The sequence below is a fragment of the Methylobacterium sp. P5_C11 genome, assembly GCF_054049775.1.
This window is the reverse complement of the sequence record NZ_JBFULS010000007.1, coordinates 74,964-99,018: the sequence shown is the minus strand read 5'-3', so window position 1 is coordinate 99,018 and position 24,055 is coordinate 74,964. Positions and strand designations below refer to the sequence as shown.

Sequence of the window (24,055 nt, the reverse complement as noted above, 5' to 3'; positions counted from 1 at the left end):
GGTGGCGGCATGAGCATGCGGCTCGCCGACCTCTTCCCCGAGGCCCCCGGCCCGGCCGGGGACCTGACGGTCTCGGACCTGACGGCCGACAGCCGCCAGGTCGCCACCGGCACCGTGTTCGTGGCCGTGCCGGGCACCAAGGCGGACGGGCGCCGCTTCGCCGCCCAGGCGGCCCAGCGCGGCGCCGCCGCGGTGGCCGGGGAGGGGACGCGGCCCGCCGACCTGCCCGACGCGGTCGCCTGGATCCCGGTCGCCGACGCGCGCCGCGCCCTGGCGCTGGCCGCCGCCCGCCTCGCGGGCGCGCAGCCCGGGACCGTGGTGGCCGTCACCGGCACTGCCGGCAAGAGTTCGGTGGCCGACTTCGTGCGCCAGATCCTGGCGCGCCTCGGGCGGGACGCCGCGAGCCTCGGCACCGTCGGGATCGTCACGAACCGCGGCGCGCAATACGGCTCGCTGACCACCCCCGACCCGGTATCGCTGCACCGGACGCTGGCGCGTCTCGCCGCCGAGGGCGTCACCGACCTCGCCATGGAGGCCTCGTCCCACGGGATCGAGCAGCGGCGCCTCGACGGCGTGCGCCTCGACGCGGCGGGCTTCACCAATCTCGGCCGGGACCATCTCGACTACCACGCGAGCATCGAGGAGTACCTTGCGGCCAAGCTGCGCCTGTTCACCGACCTGCTGCCGCCGGGCTGTCCGGCGATCGTCAATGCCGACGGCGCCTATGCCGAGCGGGTGATCGCCGTGGCCGAAGGCGCAGGACGCCCGGTCCGCACGGTCGGGCGGGGCGGCCGGGAGCTGCGCGTCGAATCCGTCCGGACGGAGGGCTTCGCGCAGGCGGTGCACCTCCTGTTCGAGGGCCGCGCCCGGGATCTGCGCCTGCCCCTCGTCGGGGAGTTCCAGGTCGAGAACGCCCTGGTGGCGGCCGGCCTCGCCCTGGCCACGCCGGCAGGCGCCGCCGATCCCGACGGCGTGTTCGCGGCCCTCGACCATCTCACCGGCGTCCCCGGCCGCATGGAGCGGATCGGCGAGGCTCGGGGCGGGCTCTGCCTCGTCGACTACGCCCACAAGCCCGAGGCCCTGGAGAGCGTGCTCGCGGCGCTGCGTCCGTTCGCATCGGGCCGGCTGATCGTGGTGTTCGGCTGCGGGGGCGACCGCGACCGCGGCAAGCGGCCGCTGATGGGGGCCATCGCGCAGCGGCTCGCCGATCTCGTCATCGTCACCGACGACAACCCGCGCACCGAGGATCCCGCCGCCATCCGCCGGGCGATCCTCGACGCGGCGCCGGGCGCGGAGGAGATCGGCGACCGCTCCGAAGCGATTCAGAGCGCTGTCGGCCGGCTGGGACCGGGCGACGTGCTGGTCGTGGCCGGCAAGGGCCATGAAACCGGCCAGATCGTGGGGGATCGGACGCTGCCGTTCTCGGACCACGCAGTCCTGCGTGCCGCGATCGCCGCGGCGGCCTGAGGGCGACGGGGGACCGACCATGACCGCACTCTGGACGCGGGAGGAGCTGGAATCCGCGACGGGCGGCCGCCTGACCGGCGCGGAGCGCGCCATCGGCGGTGCCTCGATCGACACGCGCACGCTCCAGCCCGGCGACCTGTTCTTCGCGATCCGCGGCGACACCCGCGACGGCCACGACTTCGTCCCCGACGCCCTGAAGCGCGGGGCCGGGGCCGCCGTGGTGGGCGCAACCCGCGCCGCGGAGCTCGCGTCGCACGGCCCCGTCCTGGCGGTGCCCGAGGCGAGCGCCGACCCGGTGCTCACCGCGATGGTGCGCCTCGGTGCCGCCGCCCGCACCCGGACGCGCGCGCAGGTCGCGGCAGTCACCGGTTCGGTCGGCAAGACCGGGACCAAGGAGGCCTTGCGCCACGTCCTGGCCGAGCAGGGCGAAACCCACGCCTCGGCGGCCTCCTACAACAATCACTGGGGCGTGCCGCTGACCCTGGCGCGGATGCCGCGCACCACGCGCTACGGCGTGTTCGAGATCGGCATGAACCACGGTGCCGAGATCGTGCCGCTGACCGCCCAGGTCCGGCCCGACATCGCGCTGATCACCACGATCGCGCCCGCCCATATCGAGCATTTCGCCTCGCTCGCCGCCATCGCGGACGCCAAGGGCGAGATCTTCTCCGGGCTCCAGCCCGGCGGCATCGCGATCCTCAATCGCGACGTCCAGCATTTCGACCGGCTCGCGGCCCACGCGCAGGCCTCCCCGGCGGGACGGGTGGTGACCTTCGGCGAGCATCCGGATTCCGACGTGCGCGCCCTGAAGATCGTGCTCCGCCCCGACCTGTCGGTGATCGACGCGGTGGTGATGGGCCAGCCCGTCACCTACAAGCTCGGCACGGCCGGCCGGCACGCGGCGCTGAACTCGCTCGGCGTCATGGCGGTGGTCCACAGCCTCGGCGCCGACCTCGCCCGCGCCGCCCTGTCGCTGGGCGGACTGACGCCGCCGGCGGGGCGGGGCGAGCGCACCGCCCTCGAGATCGGCGGCGGACCCGCCTACCTCGTGGACGAGAGCTACAACGCCAATCCCGTCGCGGTCCGGGCGGCGCTGGCGACCCTCGCGGGGATCGAGACCGGCCCCCGCGGCCGCCGCATCGCGGTGCTGGGCGACATGCTGGAACTCGGCGCCGCCGCGGCCGACCTGCATCGCGGCCTCGCGGAGGCGATCGAGGCGGCCCGGATCGACCTCGTCTTCACGGCTGGTCCGCTGATGCGCCACCTGTTCGAGGCCCTGCCGGTGAGCCGCCGCGGTGCGGTGGCCGACACCGCCGCGGACCTGCTCGAATCGCTCGTCCGGAACCTTCGGTCCGGCGATGTCGTGATGGTGAAGGGTTCGAACGGCAGCCGCATGGGCCGGATTGTCGAGGCGCTGAAAGCCCGCTACGCGGTCGATCCGACCCGGCGGACCGAGGCCGTCCCATGACCGGCACGCCCGCGCCTTCGGCGCGACCGGCGCCGACCCCCGAAACCTGAGCCTGAACAAGGGGGCCGAGCGCCCGGATGCTGTACCTTCTCTCGGACCTGAGCAGCGCCTTCACGCCGCTCAACGTCTTCCGCTACATCACCTTCCGCACCGGCGGCGCGCTGTTCACGGCGGGCCTGTTCGTGTTCTGGTTCGGACCCTGGATCATCTCCCTGCTGCGGCTCCGCCAGGGCAAGGGCCAGCCGATCCGCGAGGACGGGCCGCAGACCCATCTTCTGACCAAGCGCGGCACGCCGACCATGGGCGGCCTGATGATCCTGGCCGGCGCTGTCGTGGCGATCCTGCTTTGGGCCAATCCACGCAACCACTACGTGTGGGTGACGCTCACGGTGACGCTCGGCTTCGGCGCGATCGGCTTCTACGACGATTACCTCAAGGTCACGAAGCAGTCGCATAAGGGCTTCTCCGGCAAGTTCCGCCTCGCCCTGGAGGCGTTGATCGCCTTGGCGGCCTGCGTGACCATCGCGGTCTACTCGCCGGCTACGCTCCAGAACCAGCTCGCCTTCCCGGTGTTCAAGGACGCGCTCCTGAACCTCGGCTGGTTCTACCCCCTGTTCGGCGCCTTCGTGATCGTCGGGGCCGGCAACTCCGTCAACATGACCGACGGACTGGACGGACTGGCGATCGTTCCGGTGATGATCGCCTGCGGCACCTTCGGGTTCATCGCCTATCTCGTCGGCAACTCGTTCACCGCCAGCTATCTGCAGGTGAACTACGTCCGCGATACCGGCGAACTCGCCGTGGTCTGCGGCGCGGTGATCGGCGCAGGCCTCGGCTTCCTCTGGTTCAACGCGCCGCCGGCCCAGATCTTTATGGGCGATACCGGCTCCCTGGCTCTCGGCGGCCTGCTGGGCTCGATTGCGGTGGCGACGAAGCACGAAATCGTCCTGGCGATCGTCGGCGGCCTGTTCGTGCTCGAGATGATGTCGGTGATCATCCAGGTCGCCTCGTTCAAGCTCACGGGCAAGCGCGTCTTCCGCATGGCGCCGATCCACCACCATTTCGAGCAGAAGGGCTGGAAGGAGCCGCAGGTCGTGATCCGGTTCTGGATCATCGCGGTGATCCTGGCGATGGCCGGTCTGGCGACGCTGAAGCTGCGCTGAAAATATGTGCTAGAGGGGCGATCCGAGTGGGCGATCCCACGCTCGCCCTCATCCTGAGGTGCAGCCGCGAAGCGGGTGCCTCGAAGGAGGCTTCCAGCCGGCCCCGCGATTTCTGGAACCCTCCGTCGATGTCCGCCGATGCGGACACCTGGGGGTGAGGGCGCGGGTAGGATCGGCCGGGTCCTGCCGCATCCAGAGTTCCGCATGACACCGATCACGACCTTCGCCGACCGCACCGTCGCCCTGTTCGGACTCGGCGGCTCCGGACTCGCCACGGCGCTGGCGTTGAAGGCGGGCGGCGCGGGCGTGTGGGCCTGGGACGACAACGCCGATAGCCTCGCCCGGGCACGGGAGGCCGGGATCGAGACCCAGGACCTGCGCGAGGCCGACTGGTCGGGCTTCGCCGCGCTGGTGCTCAGCCCGGGCGTACCGCTCACGCATCCCGAGCCGCATTGGAGCGTCCGACTCGCCCGGGACGCGGGCGTGGCGATCATCGGCGACATCGAGCTGTTCTGCCGGGAGCGGCGGGCGCACGCCCCGGGGGCGCCGTTCGTGGCGATCACCGGGACCAACGGCAAGTCGACCACGACGGCCCTCATCGCCCACGTCCTCAGCCAGGCGGGACGCGACGTGCAGATGGGCGGCAATATCGGCACCGCGATCCTGTCTCTGGAGCCGCCCGCGGCCGACCGCGTCCACGTGATCGAGATGTCGTCGTTCCAGATCGACCTGACGCCGAGCCTCGATCCGAGCGTCGGCGTGCTGATGAACGTCACCCCCGACCATCTCGACCGCCACGGCACCATGGAGCAGTACGCGGCGATCAAGGAGCGACTGATCCGCGGGGCGGCCCTCGCCGTGGTCGGCGTCGACGACGGCCCGAGCCGGGCGATCGCCGAGCGGCGCGGGACCGACCTCGTGCGCGTCCACGTGCCCCACGGCGAGGTGCTGTGCACCGACGCGCTCACCGTGCGCGACGGCATCGTCCGGGATGCCGACGGCACGGCGCTGGCGGACGTCAACGGCATCGGCTCGCTCCGCGGGGCGCATAACTGGCAGAACGCCGCGGTGGCGGTGGCGGTGGCCCGCGCCCTCGGCCTGTCGCAGGAGCAGATCCAGGCCGGTCTGACGGCCTTCCCCGGTCTGCCGCACCGGATGGAGGAGGTCGGGCGGCGGGGTCCCGTGCTGTTCGTCAACGATTCGAAGGCGACCAATGCGGATTCGACCGAGAAGGCGCTCACCGCCTTCCGGGACATCCACTGGATCCTCGGCGGCAAGGCCAAGGAGGGCGGGATCTTCCCGCTGGTGCCGTATTTCGAGCGGGTCGCCCACGCCTACCTGATCGGCGCGGCCTCCGACGCCTTCGCGGCGACCCTGGAGGGTGCCGTGCCCTATACCCGCTGCGAGACCCTGGAGGTCGCGGTCCCGAAGGCCGCCGAGAACGCGGCCGCCTCGGGCGCACCGGAACCGGTGGTGCTTCTGTCCCCCGCCTGCGCCTCGTACGATCAGTTCCGGAACTTCGAGATCCGCGGCAACCGCTTCCGGGAGCTGGTGCAGGCGCTCCCCTGAATCGCTTCCCGCCTCAGCGCGCCAGCACCTTCGCGGCATCGCGGGTGGTATCGACCGCCTGCGAGACCTCGGCCACCGACTGAACGATCGCCCCGATATTGCCGGTGATCGCCGTGACGGCACCCGCCGCGCTCTGCATGCTCTCGGCGAGGTCGCGGGTCACCGCGCTCTGTTCCTCGATGGCCGCGGCCGTGGCCACGACGGTCTCGCGCATGACCGAGACGGAAGCGCCGATCGAGCCGAGCGCCCCCACGACCTCCTGCGAGACGCGCTGGATGCTGGCGATCTCGCCGTTGATCTGACCGGTGGCGCGGGCGGCCTGATCGGCCAGGGCCTTGACCTCGGAGGCGACGACCGCGAAGCCGCGGCCCGCCTCGCCGGCGCGGGCGGCCTCGATCGTGGCGTTGAGGGCCAGGAGGTTGATCTGGCCGGCGATGTTCTGGATCAGCCCGACGATGCCGGTCATGGCCGTGGCGGTGTCGGCCAGTCGTTTGGTGTGGCCGTCCGCCTCCTGGACACAGGCGTAGGCGGTGTCGGTGGCGCTTTGCGAACGCACGATGCTCTGGGACATCTCGGCCACGGAGGCGGCCAGTTCCTCCGCCGCAGCAGCGACGGTCTGGACATTGCCGGAGGTCGAGTCGGCCGCCGAGGAGGCCAGGGAGGCCGCCTTGGTCGAGTGCCCAACCGCGTGTTCGATCTCGCCGAAGTTCTTGTCGATGAGCGTCCGCAGGTCGGCCAAGAGGCGGACCTGGTCGCTGATGTCGGTGGCGAACTTCACAACCTTGTAGGGCCGCCCAGCCGCGTCGAGGATCGGATTGTAGGAAGCCTGGATCCAGACCTCGCGGCCGCCCTTGCCCAGGCGCCGGAACTGGGCCGCCTGATAGGTGCCGTTCCGCAGCGCCGCCCAGAACGCCCGGTAGGCCTCGCTCTCGCGATAGGCGGGCTCGACGAACAGGCTGTGGTGCTTTCCGACCACCTCGTCGCGGGCGTAGCCCACCGCGGCCAGGAAATTGTCGTTCACCTCGATCACGGTCCCGTCGAGGTCGAAGGCGATCACCGCCTGCGCCTTATGGATCGCCGCGATCTGGCCGGCACGGTCGGCCTCCTCGGTCCGCTGCCGGGTGATGTCGGTTGCGAACTTCACCACCTTGTAGGGCCGACCGCGTGCATCCAGCATCGGGTTGTAGGAGGCCTGGATCCAGATCGGACGTCCGCCGCGGCCCATCCGCTGGAACTGACCGGTTTCGAAAGCGCCGGATCTCAGGCGCTCCCAGAAGGTCCGGTATTCCTGCGAGTCGCGCTGGACCGGATCCATGAACAGGCTGTGGTGCTGGCCGACGATTTCGGGAAGCGTGTACCCGACCACGTCGAGGAAATTGCGGTTCGCCGAGAGGATCTTGCCGGTGAGGTCGAACTCGATCACGCCCTGGACCCGGTCGAGGGCCGCAAGCTTGGCATGCGCTTCGCGGACGTTCAGGGCAGAAAACATGGCGCGTCGGCTTCCGCTGGGCGGATCGGGGGCGGCGACGCCGCTTGCCGGGCGCCCCGCCCCGCTCCGCCGGGGTACATCCGAGAGTTGCACTGAGAAGATTAATATGGAGTATCTTTATACCAGTATTGCATCGACCAATACTGAGCTGCCGCTGCGGACCCGTGCCTGATCGGAGCGCCGGGGTGCGGGACGCATAAGGCTCCGTTTACCATTCCTGCACAGGATCCGGCCCGACCCGCGCGGATCGGCATTCGCGCGGCCTGGAGTCGTTGCCCGGCATGATGTCACGCGCGGAACGCACCCCCCTGACCGACTGGTGGTGGACCGTCGACCGCGGGCTGCTCGCGGCGCTGTTCGCGCTGATGGTGGCCGGCCTCGTCTTCCTCATGGGCGGCGGTCCGCCGGTGGCCGAGCGGATCGGCCTGCCGACCTTCTACTTCCTCAACCGGCAGGCGATGTACCTCGCGCCGACCATCCTGCTGATCTGCGCGGTCTCGTTCCTGTCGCTGCGCGGCATCCGCCGGCTCGCCCTGGTCACCTGGATCTGCGGCGTGGCGCTCTGCCTTCTCGCCGGCAAGTTCGGACCGGAGATCAAGGGCGCGCACCGCTGGATCCAGTTCGGCTCCTTCGGCCTGCAGCCGTCGGAATTCGTGAAGCCGGCCTTCGTGGTGGTGGCCGCCTGGGCGTTCTCGGAGGGCGCCCAACGCCGCGACATGCCCGGCGGCATCCTGGCGCTGCTGCTCCTGCCGATCACCATCGTGCCATTGCTGCTCCAGCCCGATTTCGGCCAGACCATGCTGATAACCATGGTGTGGTGCGCGCTGTTCTTCGTGGCCGGCCTCCACCTGATCTGGGTGGCCGTTCTCGGCGTGCTCGGCCTCGGAGGTGTGTTCGCTGCCTACCTGTTCTTCCACCACGTGCGTGAGCGCTTCAACAAGTTCCTCGACCGGGATTCGGGCGGCGGCTTCCAGGATTTCTGGTCCCGGGAATCCTTCCGCTCGGGCGGCTGGTTCGGCACCGGCCCGGGGGAGGGGGTGGCCAAGCGCCACCTGCCGGATGCGCATACCGACTTCATCTTCTCGGTCACCGGCGAGGAGTTCGGCGTGATCGTCTGCCTGTGCCTTGTGGCCCTGTTCGCGTTCATCGTGCTGCGCGGCCTCAAGCTCGCCCGGCGCACCGACGACACCTTCTCGCGGCTGGCTATCACCGGCCTGACCACGCTGTTCGGCCTCCAGGCCGCCATCAACATGGCGGTGAACACGCAGTTGATGCCCGCCAAAGGCATGACGCTGCCGTTCGTCTCCTACGGCGGCTCGTCGCTGATTTCCCTGGCGCTCGGCACCGGCTTCCTCGTCGCCCTGACCCGCAAGCGCCCCCGGACCGTCATGCTCAGCCAGAAGCCCCCCGGTACCGCGCCGGCCACCGTCGCCGGGGTGATGCGGTGACCGTCTTCACCCCCACGATCTTGCTCTGCGCAGGCGGCACCGGCGGGCACCTGTTCCCGGCCGAGAGCCTCGCACACGCCCTCCGCGCCCGCGGAATCCGTGTGGCGCTCGCCACCGACGCCCGGGTCGACGCGATCGCCTCCGAATTTCCGGCCTCCGAGGTGGTGACCATCGCGTCGGCGACCCCGTCCGGCCGCTCGCCGCTCCAGCGCGCGAGCGCCGTGCTGACGCTCGGACGCGGCTTCGGCGTCGCCGCGAAGGAAATCCGCCGGATCAACCCGGCCGCCATCGTGGGATTCGGCGGCTACCCGACCGTGCCGCCGGTGCTCGCCGGCCAGCTCCTGCGCGTGCCGACGGTGCTGCACGAGCAGAACGCCGTGATGGGCCGGGCCAACGCCTTCCTGGCGCGGGGCGCACGCACCATCGCCACCGGCTTCAAGGTCGTGCGCGGCGTACCCGACAAGGCCAAGGCCCCGCGCATCCACACCGGCAACCCGCTCCGCCCGGCGGTCATCGAGGCGGCGAAGGTCCCGTATCCGGCCTTCGGTCCGGACGCCGTCCTGCGGCTCCTGGTGTTCGGCGGCAGCCAGGGCGCCCGGGTCATGGGCGAGGTCGTGCCCGAGGCGATCGCCCGGCTGCCCGCCGCGCTGCGCGCCCGGCTCCACCTCGTCCAGCAGGTTCGGCCCGAGGATCTGACGGCGGTGCAAAACCGCTACCTCGCCATGGGGCTCGCCGGCATCGAGGCCGCGCCGTTCTTCAAGGACCTGCCGGCCCGCATGGCCGCGAGCCACCTCGTGGTCTCGCGCTCGGGCGCCTCGACGGTCTCGGAGCTGGCGGCGATCGGCCGCCCGGCGATCCTCGTGCCGCTGCCCGGCTCCCTCGATCAGGACCAGGCCGCCAATGCCGCGACCCTCGACGCCATCGGCGCCGCCCGAGCCGTGAAGCAATCCGATTTCACGCCGGAACGCCTCGCCGCGGAACTCACCGCCTGCTTCGCGACGCCGGCAAAATTGACCGCGGCGGCCGATGCGGCCAGAAGCGCCGGCATCCACGACGCCGCCGAGCGGCTGGCCGAGGTCGTCGTCGAGACGGCCGCCCGCACCTGATCCTTAGGGCTCTCGCACCGGCGATCCCGCCACCAGACGGTTCGACCCATGAAGCTGCCCGACAAGCTCGGCCCCATCCACTTCATCGGCATCGGCGGCATCGGCATGTCCGGCATCGCCGAGGTGATGCACAACCTCGGCTACACGGTGCAGGGCTCGGACGCGTCCGACAACGCCAATGTCCGCCGTCTCGCCGAGAAGGGCATGCGCACCTTCGTGGGCCACAACGCCGACAACGTGGCGGAAGCCGCTCTGGTCGTGGTCTCGACGGCGATCCAGCGCGACAATCCCGAGTTGCAGTCCGCCCGCGAGCGCCGGTTGCCGGTGGTGCGGCGGGCCGAGATGCTGGCCGAGCTGATGCGCTTCAAGTCCTGCGTGGCCATCGCGGGCACGCACGGCAAGACCACGACGACCTCGCTGGTCGCGACCCTGCTCGACGCCGGCAACCTCGACCCCACTGTGATCAACGGCGGCATCATCAACGCCTACGGCACCAACGCCCGGATGGGCGCGGGCGAGTGGATGGTGGTGGAGGCCGACGAGTCGGACGGCACCTTCCTGAAGCTGCCGGCCGACGTGGCGATCGTCACCAACATCGACCCGGAGCATCTCGACCATTTCGGCTCGTTCGACGCCATCAAGGACGCGTTCCGGCGCTTCATCGACAACATCCCGTTCTACGGCTTCGCGGTGATGTGCATAGACCACCCGGTGGTGCAGGATCTCGTCGGCCACATCGAGGACCGGCGGATCATCACCTACGGCGAGAACCCGCAGGCCGACGTGCGCCTGATCGACGTAGACCTGCGCGGCGGCCAGAGCCGCTTCCGGGTGATGATCCGGGATCGCCGGCCGGGCTACCGGATGGAGATGGAGGATCTCGTGCTGCCGATGCCCGGCAAGCACAACGCGCTGAACGCCACCGCGGCGCTCGCCGTCGCGCACGAACTCGGCGTGAAGCCCGAGGCGATCCGCAATGCGCTCGCCAGCTTCGGCGGCGTGAAGCGGCGGTTCACGCGCACCGGCGAGTGGAACGGCGCCACGATCTACGACGATTACGGACACCATCCGGTGGAGATCAAGGCGGTGCTCAAGGCGGCCCGCGCCTCCACCGAGCACGGCGTGATCGCCATCGTGCAGCCGCACCGCTACACGCGGCTGCAATCGCTGTTCGACGATTTCTGCACCTGCTTCAACGATGCCGACACGGTCATCGTCGCGCCGGTCTACGCCGCGGGCGAGCAGCCGATCGAGGGCTTCGACCGCGACAGTCTCGTCGCCGGCCTGCGCTCCCGCGGCCACCGCGACGCCCGGGCGCTGGAAAGGCCTGAGGAACTCGCCGGGATCATCGCGGACCTCGCAAAGCCGGGCGACTACGTGGTGCTCCTCGGTGCCGGCACGATCACCCAGTGGGCCTATGCGCTGCCGGACGAACTCGCCGCGCGGGGGCGGTGAGGGGATGCGCGAAGCCGAGCCGGAACGAGCCCGTTTCCGGCGGCGCTTGCGCGAGACGCAAACCGAGGCGGAGCGCCGCCTCTGGTATCGCTTGCGCGACCGGCGTCTGGCCGGTTTCAAGTTCGTCCGCCAGGAGTCGATCGGCCGATACGTCGCGGATTTCTGCTGCCGAGATCTTCGACTGATCATAGAACTCGACGGCGGCCAGCATGCCGACAGTGAGCATGATCGCGTTCGTGACGCGTGGCTGGCCACGCAGGGTTATCGCGTCCTGCGGTTCTGGAACGCTGAGATCGTGAACAACATCGTCGGTGTCTTGGACACCATCCTGGCCGCGCTTCCCCCCTCTCCCCGCGCGCGGGGAGAGGGCCGCGACGACCCTGTCGTCGGCGCGGCGAGCCCGAAGGGCGAAGGTGAGGGGGCGGCTCCGGTCGAGTCATATCCGGAGCCGCCCCCTCACCCTCGGCTGCCGCCTCGATGCGACGACATCCCAAGTCGGGCTTGCCCGACTTGGGCAACGAAGATCGGATCTCGGGCAAGCCCGAGATCCGTGGTCGTCGCATCCCTCTCCCCGCCTGCGGGGAGAGGGGAGAACCACAAATGACCACATCCCTCCACGACCGCATCCGCGCCGCCGCGCCCGACCTCCGCGGGCGCCTCCTCGCCGACCAGCCGCTCGCCGACCTCACGTGGTTCCGGGTCGGCGGACCGGCCGAGGTCCTGTTCACCCCAGCCGACGAGGAGGATCTCGCCCGCCTCCTCGCCGCCCTGGATCCGGACGTGCCCGTGACCGTGATCGGGCTCGGCTCGAATCTGATCGTGCGCGACGGCGGCGTGCCGGGCGTCGTGATCCGCCTCGGCGGCAAGGCCTTCGGCAGCATCGCGATCGACGGCGACACGCTGACCGTCGGCACCGCGGTTCCCGACATGCGCCTCGCCAAGGCGGCGGCCGAGGCCGGTCTCGACGGGCTCGCCTTCTATCGCGGCATCCCGGGCTCGATCGGCGGCGCCCTGCGGATGAATGCCGGCGCCCATGGCGGCGAGACCACCGACGTGCTGGTGGAGGCCCGCGGCATCGACAGGCGCGGCGCACTGCGCACCTACAGCCACGCCGCGATGGGCTTCTCCTACCGGCATTCGGACGCTCCGGAGGACGTGATCTTCACGCGCGCCCTGTTCCGGGGCAGGCCCGGAGACCGGGCCGCCATCGAGGCCGAGATGGAGCGGGTCACGGCCGCCCGCGAGGCGGCCCAGCCGATCCGCGAGCGCACCGGCGGCTCGACCTTCGCCAACCCCGAGGGCGGCAAGGCGTGGCAGCTCATCGACGCGGCCGGCTGCCGCGGCCTGACCCGGGGCGGCGCGCAGGTCAGCGAGATGCACTGCAACTTCCTGATCAACACCGGCACCGCGACCGCGGCCGACATCGAGGGGCTCGGCGAGGAGGTTCGCCGGCGCGTTCGCGAGACCAGCGGGATCGCCCTGCGCTGGGAGATCCGGCGGATCGGATCGGCGGCCGGGGCGCCGTGAGAAGGGCGTTCCCGACACGCTGATGCGGCCGCGACACGATGCTCGGCGGCCACGGGCGAGCGTCCGGGTGCATCCAGATTCTGTTTGAAGCCGACCTATTTGAGGTGCCCTGATGTCCAAGCACGTCGCCGTCCTGCTGGGCGGCACCTCCGCCGAGCGCGAAGTCTCGCTCAACTCCGGCAAGGCCTGCGCCGACGCCCTTGAAAGCGAGGGCTTCCGTGTGACCCGGGTCGATGTCGGTCCGGACGTCGCGTCGGTGCTCACCGCGCTCAAGCCGGACGTGGCCTTCAATGCGCTGCACGGCCCGGACGGCGAGGACGGCACGATCCAGGGACTGCTGGAGATCCTCAAGATCCCCTACACCCATTCCGGCGTCCTCGCTTCGGCTCTGGCCATGAACAAGGAGCAGGCGAAGACCGTCATGCGCGCGGCCGGCGTCGACGTGCCGGAGGGCCGGATCGTTAACCGTCGTGAGGCCGCCAGGACACACCCCCTGCCGCCACCCTACGTGGTGAAACCCATCGCCGAGGGCTCATCGGTGGGTGTGATCATCGTGCGTGACGGCCGCTCGCACCCGCCCCAGATCCTCGGCTCCGACGACTGGACCTTCGGCGAGCAAGTCCTTGTGGAACCTTACATAGCCGGCCGCGAGCTCACCTGCGGGGTGATGGGTGACAGAGCCCTCGGCGTGATCGAGGTGAAGGCCGCGACGGGGGATTGGTACGACTACGACGCCAAATACGCCCCGGGGGGGTCGGTTCACGTGCTGCCGGCCGAACTTAAACCAAATGTTTACCAGCGTGTCCAAGAACTGTCGTTAACGGCGCATCAAGCACTGGGCTGCCGGGGCGTCAGCCGTGCCGACCTTCGATTCGACGACACACCGGGTGGAACCGGTCTGCTCGTCGTGCTGGAGGTCAACACGCAACCCGGCATGACCCAGACGAGCCTTGTGCCAGAGATGGCGGCCCATGCGGGCCTGAGTTTCGGTGAGCTCGTCCGATGGATGGTGGAGGACGCTTCCCTGAATCGCTGAGCGGCGACGCCGCCGGCCGGACCGGTCCCGCGCGCCTCGTCGGCGCCGTGCTGGGTCGGATCACCGGCCGCCTGCCGTCGCGCTCCCTCTCGGTGCGCCGGTCTCGCCCGGCTCAACGGCTGATCGAGCGCCTGCCCCGTGGCGTCGGGGCGGTCGGGGTATCGGTATCCTGCGCTGTCGTGGCGCTCGCCGGCTTCGTGGCGAGCGGCCGCTACGACGCCTTCGTGGCCGAGCAGGGTCGTCCCCTGGACATCGCCGCGCGCGTCGCCGGCTTCGGCGTCGAGCGCGTGACCATCTCTGGCATCTCCCGGATGTACGAGCGCGAAGTCCTGGCCGCCGCCGGGATCGACTGGCGCTCCTCGGTTCCGTTCCTGGACRTCAACGACGTGCGCGAGCGGCTGCTCCGCGTGCCGCTGATCGCCCAGGCCTCCGTCCGGAAGATCTATCCCAACGAGATCGCCATCACCCAGGTGGAGCGCGAGCCCGCGGCCCTCTGGCAGAAGAACGGCGAGATCAGCGTGATCGCCGCCGACGGCACCGTCATCGACGCCATGCGGGACGACCGCTACGCCAGCCTCCCCCTCGTGGTCGGCGACGAAGCCAACACCAAGCTTCCGGAATATCTCGCCCTCGTCGCCGCCGCCGGTCCGCTCGCCGAGCGGATCAAGGCCGGCACCTACGTGTCCGGCCGGCGCTGGACCCTCAAGTTCGACGGCATCGATGTGCGCCTGCCCGAGGTCGATCCGGCCGCGGCGCTCGCCCGCCTCGTCCGGTTCGAGCGCGAGGCCGGCCTTCTGGAGAAGGACATCATCGCGGTGGACCTGCGCATGCGGGACCGCCTCGTTGTGCGCCTGACCGAGGAGGCCGCCGCGGCCCGTGCGGAAGCCCAGAAGGCGAAGAAGAAGGGCGCGGCCAGCTGATGACCTCGACCACGATCTCCGCCCGTCCCGCCTCCCGCGTCCGGTAGCGTCAATGCACAGCCAACACGGCCTCACGCCGCGCTTGAAGCCGCTCTCCGCCCGGCGTTCGACCACCCTCTCGGTGCTCGATATCGGCACGAGCAAGGTGGTCTGCCTGATCGCCGAGCTGCAGCCCGCCGAGGCGCTCTCGACCCTCCGCGGCCGCACGCATCTCGCGCGCATCATCGGCATCGGCCACCAGCGCTCGCTGGGGCTGAAGGGCGGCGCCATCGTCGATCTCGCGGCCGCCGAGGGGGCGATCCGCCAGGCCGTGCACGCGGCCGAGCGGATGGCCAAGGTCGAGGTCCAGTCGGTCATCGTCAACATGTCGGGCGGGCGTCTGGCCTCCCAGCATTTCCAGGCGCGGGTGAACGTGCGCTCGGGGACCGTCACGGGCAGCGACGTCGAGCGGGTGCTCGAGACCGCGAGCGCCCACGGCGTCAGCCCCGGCCGGGCCGTGCTGCACGCCCTGCCCACCGGCTACGCCCTGGACGGGCAGGGCGCCGTCATCGACCCGTCGGGCATGATCGGCGAGGCGCTCAGCGTCGATCTGCACGTGGTCACCAGCGAGCTGGCGGCGGCCCGCAACGTCATGCTGGCGGTGGAGCATTGCCACCTCGGAGTCGAGGCGGTGATCGCCACGCCGTACGCGGCCGGGCTCTCGGCGCTGGTCGACGACGAGGCCGAGATGGGCGTCTGCGTCGTCGACATGGGCGGCGGCACGACCAGCGTCGGCGTGTTCTCCGGCGGCCATCTCGTCCACGTCGACGCCCTGGCAGTCGGCGGCCACCACGTCACCATGGACATCGCCCGCGGGCTCTCCACGCGCATGGCGGCGGCCGAGCGGCTGAAGACCCTCTACGGCTCGGCCCTCTCCACCCCCTCCGACGACCGCGACATGATCGCGGTCCACGGGGTCGGCGAGGACGAGGGCGAGGCCCCGGCCCACATCCCGCGCTCGCAACTCGTGCGGATCATCAAGCCGCGGGTCGAGGAGGTGGTCGAGCTGGTCCGCGACCGCCTGCGGGACGCGGGCTTCGCCGCCCAGGCCGGGCGGCGCGTGGTCCTCACCGGCGGCGCCAGTCAGCTCGTCGGTCTGCCCGAGGTCGCCCGTCGCGTCCTCCAGGGTCAGGTGCGGATCGGGCGGCCCCTCGGCATCCGGGGTCTGCCGGAAGCCGCCAAGGGTCCGGCCTTCTCGGCGGCGGTCGGCCTGCTGGTCTACCCGCAGGTCGCCCATGCCGAGCATTTCGAGCCGCGGGGGCACGGCGCCTTCGCGGCGACCGGAACCGACAACTACCTGAACCGGGTCGGCCGCTGGCTCCGGGACAGCTTCTAGGTTTCGCGCCCGCCCGGGTGGTCGGGCGGGTCGAAGAGAATCCGGCGCTCAGGCGTCGCACGGACAGCACAGTTAGCGAGAGGCTCGACACCATGGCCATCACCCTCCAGGCGCCGGACATCCGGGAACTGAAGCCCCGCATCACCGTCTTCGGCGTCGGTGGCGCCGGCGGTAACGCCGTCAACAACATGATCGAATCGGGCCTGCTCGGCTGCGAGTTCGTCGTGGCCAACACCGACGCGCAGGCGCTCACCTCCTCGAAGGCCGAGCGCGTGATCCAGATGGGCCTCGGCGTCACGCAGGGCCTCGGTGCCGGCTCCCACCCGGAGGTCGGCTCGGCCGCCGCCGACGAGGTGATCGACGAGATCCGCGACCAGCTCTCGGGCGCCCACATGTGCTTCATCACCGCCGGCATGGGCGGTGGTACCGGCACCGGCGCCGCCCCGGTCATCGCCCGCGCCGCCCGCGACATGGGCATCCTGACGGTCGGCGTCGTGACGAAGCCGTTCCAGTTCGAGGGCATGCGCCGCATGCGCACCGCCGAGTTCGGCATCCAGGAGCTTCAGGCCGCCGTCGACACCCTGATCGTGATCCCGAACCAGAACCTGTTCCGGGTCGCCAACGAGAAGACCACCTTCGCGGACGCCTTCGCGATGGCCGACCAGGTGCTCTACTCGGGCGTCGCCTGCATCACCGACCTGATGGTGAAGGAGGGTCTCATCAACCTCGACTTCGCCGACGTGCGGGCGATCATGCGCGGCATGGGCAAGGCCATGATGGGCACCGGCGAGGCCTCCGGCGAGAAGCGCGCCAACCGCGCCGCCGAGGCGGCCATCGCCAACCCGCTCCTCGACGACGTCTCCATGAAGGGCGCCCGCGGCCTGCTGATCTCGATCACCGGCGGCTCGGACCTGACCCTGTACGAGCTCGACGAGGCCGCCACCCGAATCCGCGAGGAGGTCGATCAGGACGCCAACATCATCCTGGGCGCCACCTTCGACGAGAGCCTCGACGGCATCATCCGCGTCTCGGTGGTCGCCACCGGCATCGAGCCGCTGCTGATCTCGGCCAATTCGCCGAACAACCCGGCCATCGCCGAGACCGAGCAGCGCATCGCCGAGGTTGCCGAGCGCCTGCGCGCCGAGGCCCGCTCGCGCGCCGCTTCGCCGGTTCCGAGCATCCGCACCGAGTCGGTCGCCCCGGCGCCGAGCGTCGCTTCGGCCCCGGCGCCGCAGCCGCACTCCGAGCCGCGGATCGAGAACCGCCTCGACGCCGCGCCGGTCACCCGCGACGACGTCGTGCTGGCGCCGGCCCAGCCGCGCGCCGCCGCGCCGTTCGTCCCGGCACCGGCGCCGCAGCCGGCCGAGACCGCACCGAGCTATCAGGCCGGTCCGTTCGTGCCGCCGCGTCCCGTCGCCCCGACGGGGACGCCCCTCGCCCGCGCCCCGCGGATGCCGCAGATCCACGAGCTGCCGCCGATCGCCCAGACGCAGATCATGGCGAACCGCGCTGCCGAGGAGGCCGCCCCGGAATCCAAGCGGACGTCGCTGCTGCGCCGGCTCGCCACCGTCGGCTTCGGCGGCCGCCGCGAGGAGATGGAGGGTAGCGCCCCGGCCCCCCGGGCTGCGGCCCCCGTCGCCCCGCAGCCGCACATGCATCAGCCCCAGGTGACCCAGGCCCACGCGCCGGCGGCCCCGCGTGCGCCGGCCGCGCCCGCGGTCCCGCAATACCGTCCGGCGCAGGGCGGTCTCGACCCGCAGGGTCGGATCGCCCCGCAGTCGCGGATGATGGATGACGATCAGCTCGAAATCCCGGCCTTCCTGCGCCGTCAGGCGAACTGAACCGTCCGCGTCGCGGACGCCACGGGGGCCGGCGGGACACCGCCGGCCCTTCGCGCTGCAGCAAGGCAACCCTTGGTTGTTAAGTCGCTTCGCTGGGGCCGCGATCGGCCACTGACCGCGGCTGGCGAGGCTTCCTGCGTGGTGCATCCGCGCCACAGAACGGCCGTCGGTTAGCCACGTCTTAACCAACCTTTAAGCCTCTGGTGGATCAAGATTTTGTGGCAACCGACCGGTAAGCGTGTCTGTAACAGACCGTAAGAATCCGTGATTTGGCTGCCCTGTGCGGTGCAGCTATAGAAACGACAAGAACGAGACGACGCGCGCCGGGACACAACCTGATCGCGTGGACCAGGGCATCAAGCAGCGGACGGATCTGTGTTTTTCTCCTCACCCCCGGTCGGGGTGTCGGGAACGGATCGCGCCCGGGGGCTAAGGAATGCGAACGCATAAACAGACGACCCTCAAGGGGCCGGCGACTCTCTCGGGCATCGGGGTTCATTCCGGGAATCCCGCCGAGATCACGATCCGCCCCGCTCCCGCCAATCACGGCGTCGCCTTCCTCCGCACCGGCACCACCCATGGCAACGACCGCCTGATCAAGGCGCATCACGCCCTCGTCTCCGCCACGGAACTCTGCACCGTTCTGGGGGACGTCGAGACCGGGGCGGTCGCCACCGTCGAGCACCTGATGTCCGCCCTCTACGGGCTCGGCGTCGACAACGTTCTGATCGAGATCGACGGCCCCGAGATGCCGATTCTCGATGGATCCGCGCTCCCCTTCGTCCAGGCGATCGACCAGGTCGGGATCGCGACCTGCGACACGCCGCGGCGCTGGCTAAAGATCCTCCGCCACGTCCGCATCGAGACCGGGACGTCCTTCGCGGAACTGCGCCCGATCGACCGGGGCTTCCGCCTCGACGTCGAGATCGATTTCGAGAGCCCCGTGATCGGCCGCTCCCGCAAGGCGATGGACCTGTCCCCCGCCGTCTACCGCCGCGAGATCGCCGGCGCCCGCACCTTCGGCATGATGCGGGACGTGGAACGGTACTGGAAGGCCGGCTTCGCCCTCGGCGCGTCGCTGGAGAACACCGTGGCGGTCGGCGAGACCGCGGTGGTCAACCCCGAGGGCCTGCGCTTCCAGGACGAGTTCGTCCGCCACAAGATCCTCGACGCGATCGGCGATCTCGCCCTGGCCGGACTGCCGATCCAGGGCGCCTACCGCTCCCATTGCGGCGGCCACCGGATGAATGTCGGCGTTCTGTCGGCCCTCTTCGCCGACCGCTCGAACTACGCAATCGTCGAGGCGCAGGGCTCGCGCCGCGAGACCGTGCTGTCCGAGTTCGGCGTGGGCCTCGGCCTGGCCGCCTTCGCGGGCGACCTGTAGCCAACCATCTGTGACCCGCGGGACACAGCCGCCAACCGATCCTGGCCGCCGCAGCCTTGCCGCTTTCGTGCCCGAATCGAACGGCACGGTTTAACGGTCCGTGAACGGCGGGCACGGCCCCGGGCGGGCCGGATCCACCCACGCGATGGCATGACGGCGCGAGACGGCGCCGGATCCGGGAAAGAGCGCCAGATGCCTGTCACCATTCGTCAACGCCGGGCGGCGGCCTTCGTGGCCCCCCTCGTGGCCATCCTCGGCCTGGGTCTCGGCAGCTGCGACTTCGACCCGACCAACCTGTTCGCCGAGAAGTACAAGCCCGAGGTCGTCCCGGACGTTCCGGCCGACAAGCTGTACAGCGACGGCTTGGCCAAGCTCGAGGACAGCGACTACGAGGGCGCGGTCAAGAAGTTCGACAACCTCGACAAGCAGTACCAGTATTCCGATTGGTCCCGGAAGGCGCTGCTGATGACGGCCTACGCCAACTACGAGGGCCAGAAATACGACGACGCCATCAACGCGTCGAAGCGCTACCTGCAACGGCACCCGGCCAGCAAGGATGCCGCCTACGCGCAGTACCTGTTGGCGATGTCGAACTACAAGCAGATCCCGGACGTGACCCGTGATCAGGATCGCTCCGAGAAGGCCCTGGTCGCCCTGCAGGAGCTGGTCCAGAAGTATCCGACCTCCGAGTATGCGACCGACGCCAGGGCGAAGATCCAGATCACCCGCGACCAGCTCGCCGGCAAGGAGATGGAGATCGGGCGCTTCTATCTGGAGAAGCGGAACTTCCCGGCCGCGATCAACCGGTTCCGCGACGTGGTCGCCAAGTACCAGACTACCCGTCACGCCGAGGAGGCGCTGGAGCGCCTGACCGAGGCCTACTGGGCGCTGGGCATCACCCAGGAGGCGCAGAACGCCGCCGCGGTGCTTGGGCACAACTTCCCAGAGAGTTCCTGGTACAAGGACGCGCATGCGCTCCTGGCCCAGGGTGGCCTGGAGCCGCGGGAGGAGAAGAGTTCCTTCCTGTCGAAGATCTACCGCACGGTCACGGGCAAGACCGCCTCGGCCGAGTGAGGATCCGGGCCTGCAGAGGCCCGTTCCACGAAACACGAGGGCCCGGAGCCGCCGCTCCGGGCCTTTCCCGTTGCGGCACACCGACTGACGCGGTGCGACGCATTTTTGGGGTGAATCCGCGCCGCGGCGGCCTTATGTCTGCGGTCCCGTCCTGAGGAAACCCCGTCGCCGCATGCTGGCGCAGCTCGCGATCCGCGACATCGTCCTGATCGACAGGCTCGAACTGAATTTCCGATCCGGGCTCAGCGTCCTGACCGGGGAGACGGGTGCGGGCAAATCGATCCTGCTCGACGCCTTCGCCCTCGCTCTCGGCGGCCGGGGCGACGGCCGCCTGGTCCGCCATGGCGAGGCGCAGGGCGTGGTCACGGCGGTGTTCGACCTGCCCGTCGATCATCCGGCGCGCCGGATTGCCGGCGAGGCCGAGATCGACACCGAGGGCGACCTGATCCTGCGCCGCACCCAGCTGGCGGATGGCCGGACCCGCGCCTTCGTCAACGACCAGCCGGTGGGCGTGCAGGTCCTGCGGGCGATCGGCGCAGCCCTCGTGGAGATCCACGGTCAGCACGACGACCGAGCGCTGGCGGACCCCGCCTCACACCGGGCGATCCTCGATGCCTTTGGCGGTCTCCATTCCCAGCTCGCCAAGGTCGGCGCGGCCGCGCGGGCGGTTCGGACGGCCCGCACCGAACTCGCCGAGCAGCGCGCCCGTGTGGAGGCGGCCCGCAAGGAGGCCGACTTCCTGCGCCACGCCGTGGAGGAACTGGCCGAACTGGCGCCCCAGCCGGGCGAGGAGGCTCAGCTCGCCGAGCGCCGCAGCGTCATGCAGCAATCCGAGAAGGTTGCGCGCGAACTCAACGAGGCCCTCGAGGCTGTCGGCGGCCCGCATTCGGGCGTGCCCCATCTCTCCGCCGCCCTGCGCAAGCTGGAACGCCGCGCCGCGCAGCTGCCTGCCCTCGTGGATCCCTGCGTGACCGCCCTGGACGCCGCGATGGTCGCCCTGGACGAGGCCCGTGCGGTGCTCGACGCCGCGGTGGCCGAGACGGAGTTCGACCCGCGCGACCTGGAGCGCGTGGAGGAGCGGCTTTTTGCCCTGAGGGCTGCATCGCGGAAATACGATGTCGCCGCCGACGACCTCGCGGCCCTCGCGGAGCGCTATGCCGGCGACGTGGCGTCGATCGATGCCGGCGAGGCGGCTCTGGCGGGCCTGGAGCAGACGCTTGGCGCCGCGGAGGCGACCTATGCCGAGGCGGCGGAGAAGCTCAGCGCCGGGCGCCGCCGGGCGGCCAAGCAGCTCGATGCCGCCGTGAAGGCCGAGTTGCCGCCACTCAAGCTGGAGCGCGCCCGGTTCATCACCGAGATGGCCAGCGACCCGGATTCGCGGGATCCGGCCGGCACCGACCGTGTCGAGTTCTGGGCGCAGACCAATCCCGGCACCAAGCCGGGCCCGATGATGAAGGTCGCCTCGGGCGGCGAGCTCTCGCGCTTCATGCTGGCCCTGAAGGTCGTGCTCGCCGACAAGGGCTCGGCCCCGACCCTCATCTTCGACGAGATCGATACCGGGGTCGGGGGCGCCGTGGCGGACGCCATCGGGCTGCGGCTCGCCCGGCTGGCCGCGACCGTACAGGTCGTCGCCGTCACCCACGCGCCGCAGGTGGCGGCGCGGGCCGAGACCCATTTCCTGATCGCCAAGGCGCCCGTGAAGGGGGCCGGTCGGGTCGCCACCCGGGTGGCGAGCCTGCCGGTCGCCGAACGGCGCGAGGAGATCGCCCGGATGCTGGCGGGCGCCACGGTCACCGACGAGGCCCGCGCGGCTGCCGCGCGCCTCCTCCAGGGAGCAGCCGCGTAACCTGGCAGCAACCCTAACCGTTGGTTGATAGTAACACTTTGTTAACCACTCATCGTGAGAGTGGCGCCATCCCGAAGCCGCGGCTGGTCGAGGCGGCCGATGGGCGGGAGGGAGACATGAAGCCGTCAGTCGTCGATTCCGAAGGCCACCTGCCTGCGGGACAGCCTCTGAAGCGCGCTGTCGACACCCGCCAGCTCGGCCTCACACTCCGCATGGTCTACGAGGGCAGCGTCGACACGCAGCCGATCACCGACACCCACGTGGAACTCCTCCTGCGCCTGCGCCAGAAGGAGCGGGAGTTGCGCCGGGCGAACTGACCCGACCATCCTTCCTACCAGCGGCGCGCACCCGGCCGGCGGCGGTATTCGGCGGCGCGAATCAAGGTCAGCACCCGGTCGAGAGCTGCGAGAAGCTTGGCCTCCTCGATCTGCGCCGTCGCGGCCACCTCCGGATCCGAACTGAACTTCTGGCGGGCCTGCGCCAGGGTCAGGGCGCGTTCCACGGCTTCCCGCTCGGCATGCAGAGCCAGCCAAGCCGGATCGGCGTCCGTCGCCGTATCGACCTCCTCGCCGCTCACGATCCGGACGTCCTTCCTCTGGTGCTACCAGTGAGGAACGCACGAGACCCCGGAACCGTGCCGCCGGAGATGCGGCGCGATGTCATGCCGGTGTCATCTCCCTGTCGTAACCGGCCGGCCATCGGGCGGCCGGCGCTGGGTCTCTTCGGAAGATCGGCCGCATAGCTCTGCCGCGGGCACGGGCTTGCCGGCGGAGCGGCGCAGGATCCCGCCCGACGGCAACGGAGATTCCATTGAGACCCTTCGCTTACGCGCTCGCCGTCGGCCTCGCGACGGCTCAGCTGGCGTCCGCGGCGCTCGCCGCCGACATCACGGGTGCCGGCGCCACCTTCCCGTTCCCGGTCTACTCCAAGTGGGCCGAGGCCTACCGGAAGGAGACGGGCTCGGGCCTTAACTATCAGTCGATCGGCTCCGGCGGCGGGATCAAGCAGATCCAGGCCAAGACGGTCGATTTCGGCGCCACCGACGCACCGCTGAAGGGCGAGCAGCTGGCCAAGGACGGCCTCGTCCAGTTTCCGACGGTCATGGGCGGTGTCGTGCCGGTAGTGAACATCCCCGGGATCGAGCCGGGCAAGCTCAAGCTCACGGGTGACGTCCTCGCCGACATCTACGCCGGCAAGATCGCCAAGTGGACCGATCCCCGGATCGCCAAGCTCAACGAGGGGCTCAAGCTACCCGATTCGAACATCACGCCGGTCTACCGCTCGGATGCGTCGGGCACGACCAACATCTTCACCACCTACCTGTCCCAGGTCTCCGAGCCCTGGAAGAAGGAGTACGGCGCGGCCACGACGATCTCCTGGCCGGTCGGCCAGGGCGGCAAGGGCAACGAGGGCGTGACCGCCACCGTGAAGCAGGTGCCGAACGCCATCGGCTACGTCGAGTCGGCCTACGCCAAGCAGAACAGGCTGTCCTACGCCCTGCTCCAGAACAAGGCCGGCAAGTATCCACAGCCGGACGACAAGGCGTTCCAGGCCGCCGCCGCGAGCGCCGACTGGAAGGCAGCCCCGGGCTTCGGCATCTCGCTCACCAACCAGCCGGGCGACGAGGCGTGGCCGATCACGGCGGCGACCTTCATCCTGATCCACAAGGATGCCGCCGATCCGGCCAAGGCCGCCGATACGCTCAAGTTCTTCGATTGGGCCTACAAGAACGGCGACAAGCTCGCCTCCGACCTCGACTACGTCCCGCTGCCGGACAACGTCGTCGAGCTGATCCACCAGGAGTGGAACGACGTGAAGGGCAAGGACGGCAAGCCCGTCTACACCAAGTAAGCGTGGCCGGGAGGAGGTGAGAACCTCCTCCCTCGC

At 70.3% G+C, this 24,055-nt stretch carries 20 protein-coding genes; 18 read left to right on the top strand and 2 right to left on the bottom strand.

The window, feature by feature from the left end; genetic code table 11:
• Positions 1-9 precede the first annotated feature (9 nt).
• The 4 genes from ACXJKQ_RS06475 to murD all read left to right on the top strand — a co-directional run bounded on the left by ACXJKQ_RS06475 (position 10) and on the right by murD (position 5,667).
• Positions 10-1,467 carry a UDP-N-acetylmuramoyl-L-alanyl-D-glutamate--2,6-diaminopimelate ligase gene (locus tag ACXJKQ_RS06475; RefSeq protein ID WP_457104942.1) on the top strand — a complete coding sequence of 486 codons (1,458 nt, stop codon included), beginning with the start codon at positions 10-12 and terminating at the stop codon, positions 1,465-1,467.
• A gap of 19 nt (positions 1,468-1,486) precedes the next feature.
• Complete coding sequence (locus tag ACXJKQ_RS06470; RefSeq protein ID WP_457104941.1) at positions 1,487-2,935, top strand: UDP-N-acetylmuramoylalanyl-D-glutamyl-2,6-diaminopimelate--D-alanyl-D-alanine ligase; 1,449 nt, start codon at positions 1,487-1,489, stop codon at positions 2,933-2,935.
• 77 nt (positions 2,936-3,012) lie between these two features.
• Positions 3,013-4,098: a phospho-N-acetylmuramoyl-pentapeptide-transferase gene (gene mraY / locus ACXJKQ_RS06465; protein WP_457104940.1), complete on the top strand. Its 1,086-nt coding sequence runs from the start codon at positions 3,013-3,015 to the stop codon at positions 4,096-4,098.
• 204 nt (positions 4,099-4,302) lie between these two features.
• Positions 4,303-5,667, top strand: coding sequence for a UDP-N-acetylmuramoyl-L-alanine--D-glutamate ligase (murD, locus tag ACXJKQ_RS06460; RefSeq protein ID WP_457104939.1), 1,365 nt, complete (start codon positions 4,303-4,305; stop codon positions 5,665-5,667).
• A gap of 13 nt (positions 5,668-5,680) precedes the next feature.
• Here murD and ACXJKQ_RS06455 read toward each other — a convergent pair whose 3' ends face one another.
• The gene (locus ACXJKQ_RS06455; protein WP_457104938.1) at positions 5,681-7,156 is read right to left on the bottom strand and encodes a methyl-accepting chemotaxis protein; all 1,476 of its coding nucleotides are present in this window, start codon (positions 7,154-7,156) and stop codon (positions 5,681-5,683) included.
• A 281-nt stretch (positions 7,157-7,437) separates the two neighbouring features.
• Here ACXJKQ_RS06455 and ACXJKQ_RS06450 point away from each other — a divergent pair, with 281 nt between their 5' ends.
• The 13 genes from ACXJKQ_RS06450 to ACXJKQ_RS06390 all read left to right on the top strand — a co-directional run bounded on the left by ACXJKQ_RS06450 (position 7,438) and on the right by ACXJKQ_RS06390 (position 22,485).
• On the top strand, positions 7,438-8,604 hold the full coding sequence (locus ACXJKQ_RS06450; RefSeq protein ID WP_457104937.1) for an FtsW/RodA/SpoVE family cell cycle protein: 1,167 nt from the start codon (positions 7,438-7,440) through the stop codon (positions 8,602-8,604).
• The gene (gene murG, locus ACXJKQ_RS06445; protein ID WP_457104936.1) at positions 8,601-9,710 is read left to right on the top strand and encodes an undecaprenyldiphospho-muramoylpentapeptide beta-N-acetylglucosaminyltransferase; all 1,110 of its coding nucleotides are present in this window, start codon (positions 8,601-8,603) and stop codon (positions 9,708-9,710) included. The genes ACXJKQ_RS06450 and murG overlap by 4 nt, the downstream gene beginning before the upstream one ends.
• A gap of 48 nt (positions 9,711-9,758) precedes the next feature.
• The gene (gene murC, locus ACXJKQ_RS06440; RefSeq protein WP_457104935.1) at positions 9,759-11,165 is read left to right on the top strand and encodes a UDP-N-acetylmuramate--L-alanine ligase; all 1,407 of its coding nucleotides are present in this window, start codon (positions 9,759-9,761) and stop codon (positions 11,163-11,165) included.
• 4 nt (positions 11,166-11,169) lie between these two features.
• Positions 11,170-11,769, top strand: a complete 600-nt coding sequence (locus ACXJKQ_RS06435; protein WP_457104934.1) for an endonuclease domain-containing protein — start codon at positions 11,170-11,172, stop codon at positions 11,767-11,769.
• Positions 11,766-12,692, top strand: coding sequence for a UDP-N-acetylmuramate dehydrogenase (gene murB / locus ACXJKQ_RS06430; RefSeq protein WP_457104933.1), 927 nt, complete (start codon positions 11,766-11,768; stop codon positions 12,690-12,692). Before ACXJKQ_RS06435 ends, murB begins: the two co-directional genes overlap by 4 nt.
• 112 nt (positions 12,693-12,804) lie before the next feature.
• A complete protein-coding gene (locus tag ACXJKQ_RS06425) occupies positions 12,805-13,728 on the top strand; it encodes a D-alanine--D-alanine ligase (protein WP_457104932.1) in 924 nt (307 codons plus the stop codon).
• Positions 13,695-14,648 carry a cell division protein FtsQ/DivIB gene (locus tag ACXJKQ_RS06420; RefSeq protein ID WP_457104931.1) on the top strand — a complete coding sequence of 318 codons (954 nt, stop codon included), beginning with the start codon at positions 13,695-13,697 and terminating at the stop codon, positions 14,646-14,648. Before ACXJKQ_RS06425 ends, ACXJKQ_RS06420 begins: the two co-directional genes overlap by 34 nt.
• Positions 14,649-14,700: 52 nt before the next feature.
• A complete protein-coding gene (gene ftsA / locus ACXJKQ_RS06415; protein WP_457104930.1) occupies positions 14,701-16,023 on the top strand; it encodes a cell division protein FtsA in 1,323 nt (440 codons plus the stop codon).
• 92 nt (positions 16,024-16,115) lie between these two features.
• Positions 16,116-17,864, top strand: a complete 1,749-nt coding sequence (gene ftsZ, locus ACXJKQ_RS06410) for a cell division protein FtsZ (protein WP_457104929.1) — start codon at positions 16,116-16,118, stop codon at positions 17,862-17,864.
• A 436-nt stretch (positions 17,865-18,300) separates the two neighbouring features.
• A complete protein-coding gene (lpxC, locus tag ACXJKQ_RS06405; protein ID WP_457104928.1) occupies positions 18,301-19,248 on the top strand; it encodes a UDP-3-O-acyl-N-acetylglucosamine deacetylase in 948 nt (315 codons plus the stop codon).
• Positions 19,249-19,440: 192 nt separating this feature from the next.
• Entirely contained in the window at positions 19,441-20,322 is an 882-nt protein-coding gene (locus ACXJKQ_RS06400; RefSeq protein ID WP_457104927.1) for an outer membrane protein assembly factor BamD, read from the top strand.
• A 172-nt stretch (positions 20,323-20,494) separates the two neighbouring features.
• The gene (gene recN / locus ACXJKQ_RS06395; protein WP_457104926.1) at positions 20,495-22,168 is read left to right on the top strand and encodes a DNA repair protein RecN; all 1,674 of its coding nucleotides are present in this window, start codon (positions 20,495-20,497) and stop codon (positions 22,166-22,168) included.
• A gap of 116 nt (positions 22,169-22,284) precedes the next feature.
• Positions 22,285-22,485: a hypothetical protein gene (locus tag ACXJKQ_RS06390; protein ID WP_457104925.1), complete on the top strand. Its 201-nt coding sequence runs from the start codon at positions 22,285-22,287 to the stop codon at positions 22,483-22,485.
• A 14-nt stretch (positions 22,486-22,499) separates the two neighbouring features.
• Here the strand turns inward: ACXJKQ_RS06390 and ACXJKQ_RS06385 are convergent, their stop codons facing one another.
• Positions 22,500-22,745 (bottom strand): hypothetical protein, encoded by a 246-nt coding sequence (locus ACXJKQ_RS06385; RefSeq protein WP_457104924.1) that lies wholly within the window; start codon positions 22,743-22,745, stop codon positions 22,500-22,502.
• 233 nt (positions 22,746-22,978) lie between these two features.
• On the opposite strand from ACXJKQ_RS06385, the gene pstS reads away from it, so the two are divergent.
• Positions 22,979-24,019 (top strand): phosphate ABC transporter substrate-binding protein PstS, encoded by a 1,041-nt coding sequence (gene pstS / locus ACXJKQ_RS06380; RefSeq protein ID WP_457104923.1) that lies wholly within the window; start codon positions 22,979-22,981, stop codon positions 24,017-24,019.
• Positions 24,020-24,055: the final 36 nt, after the last annotated feature.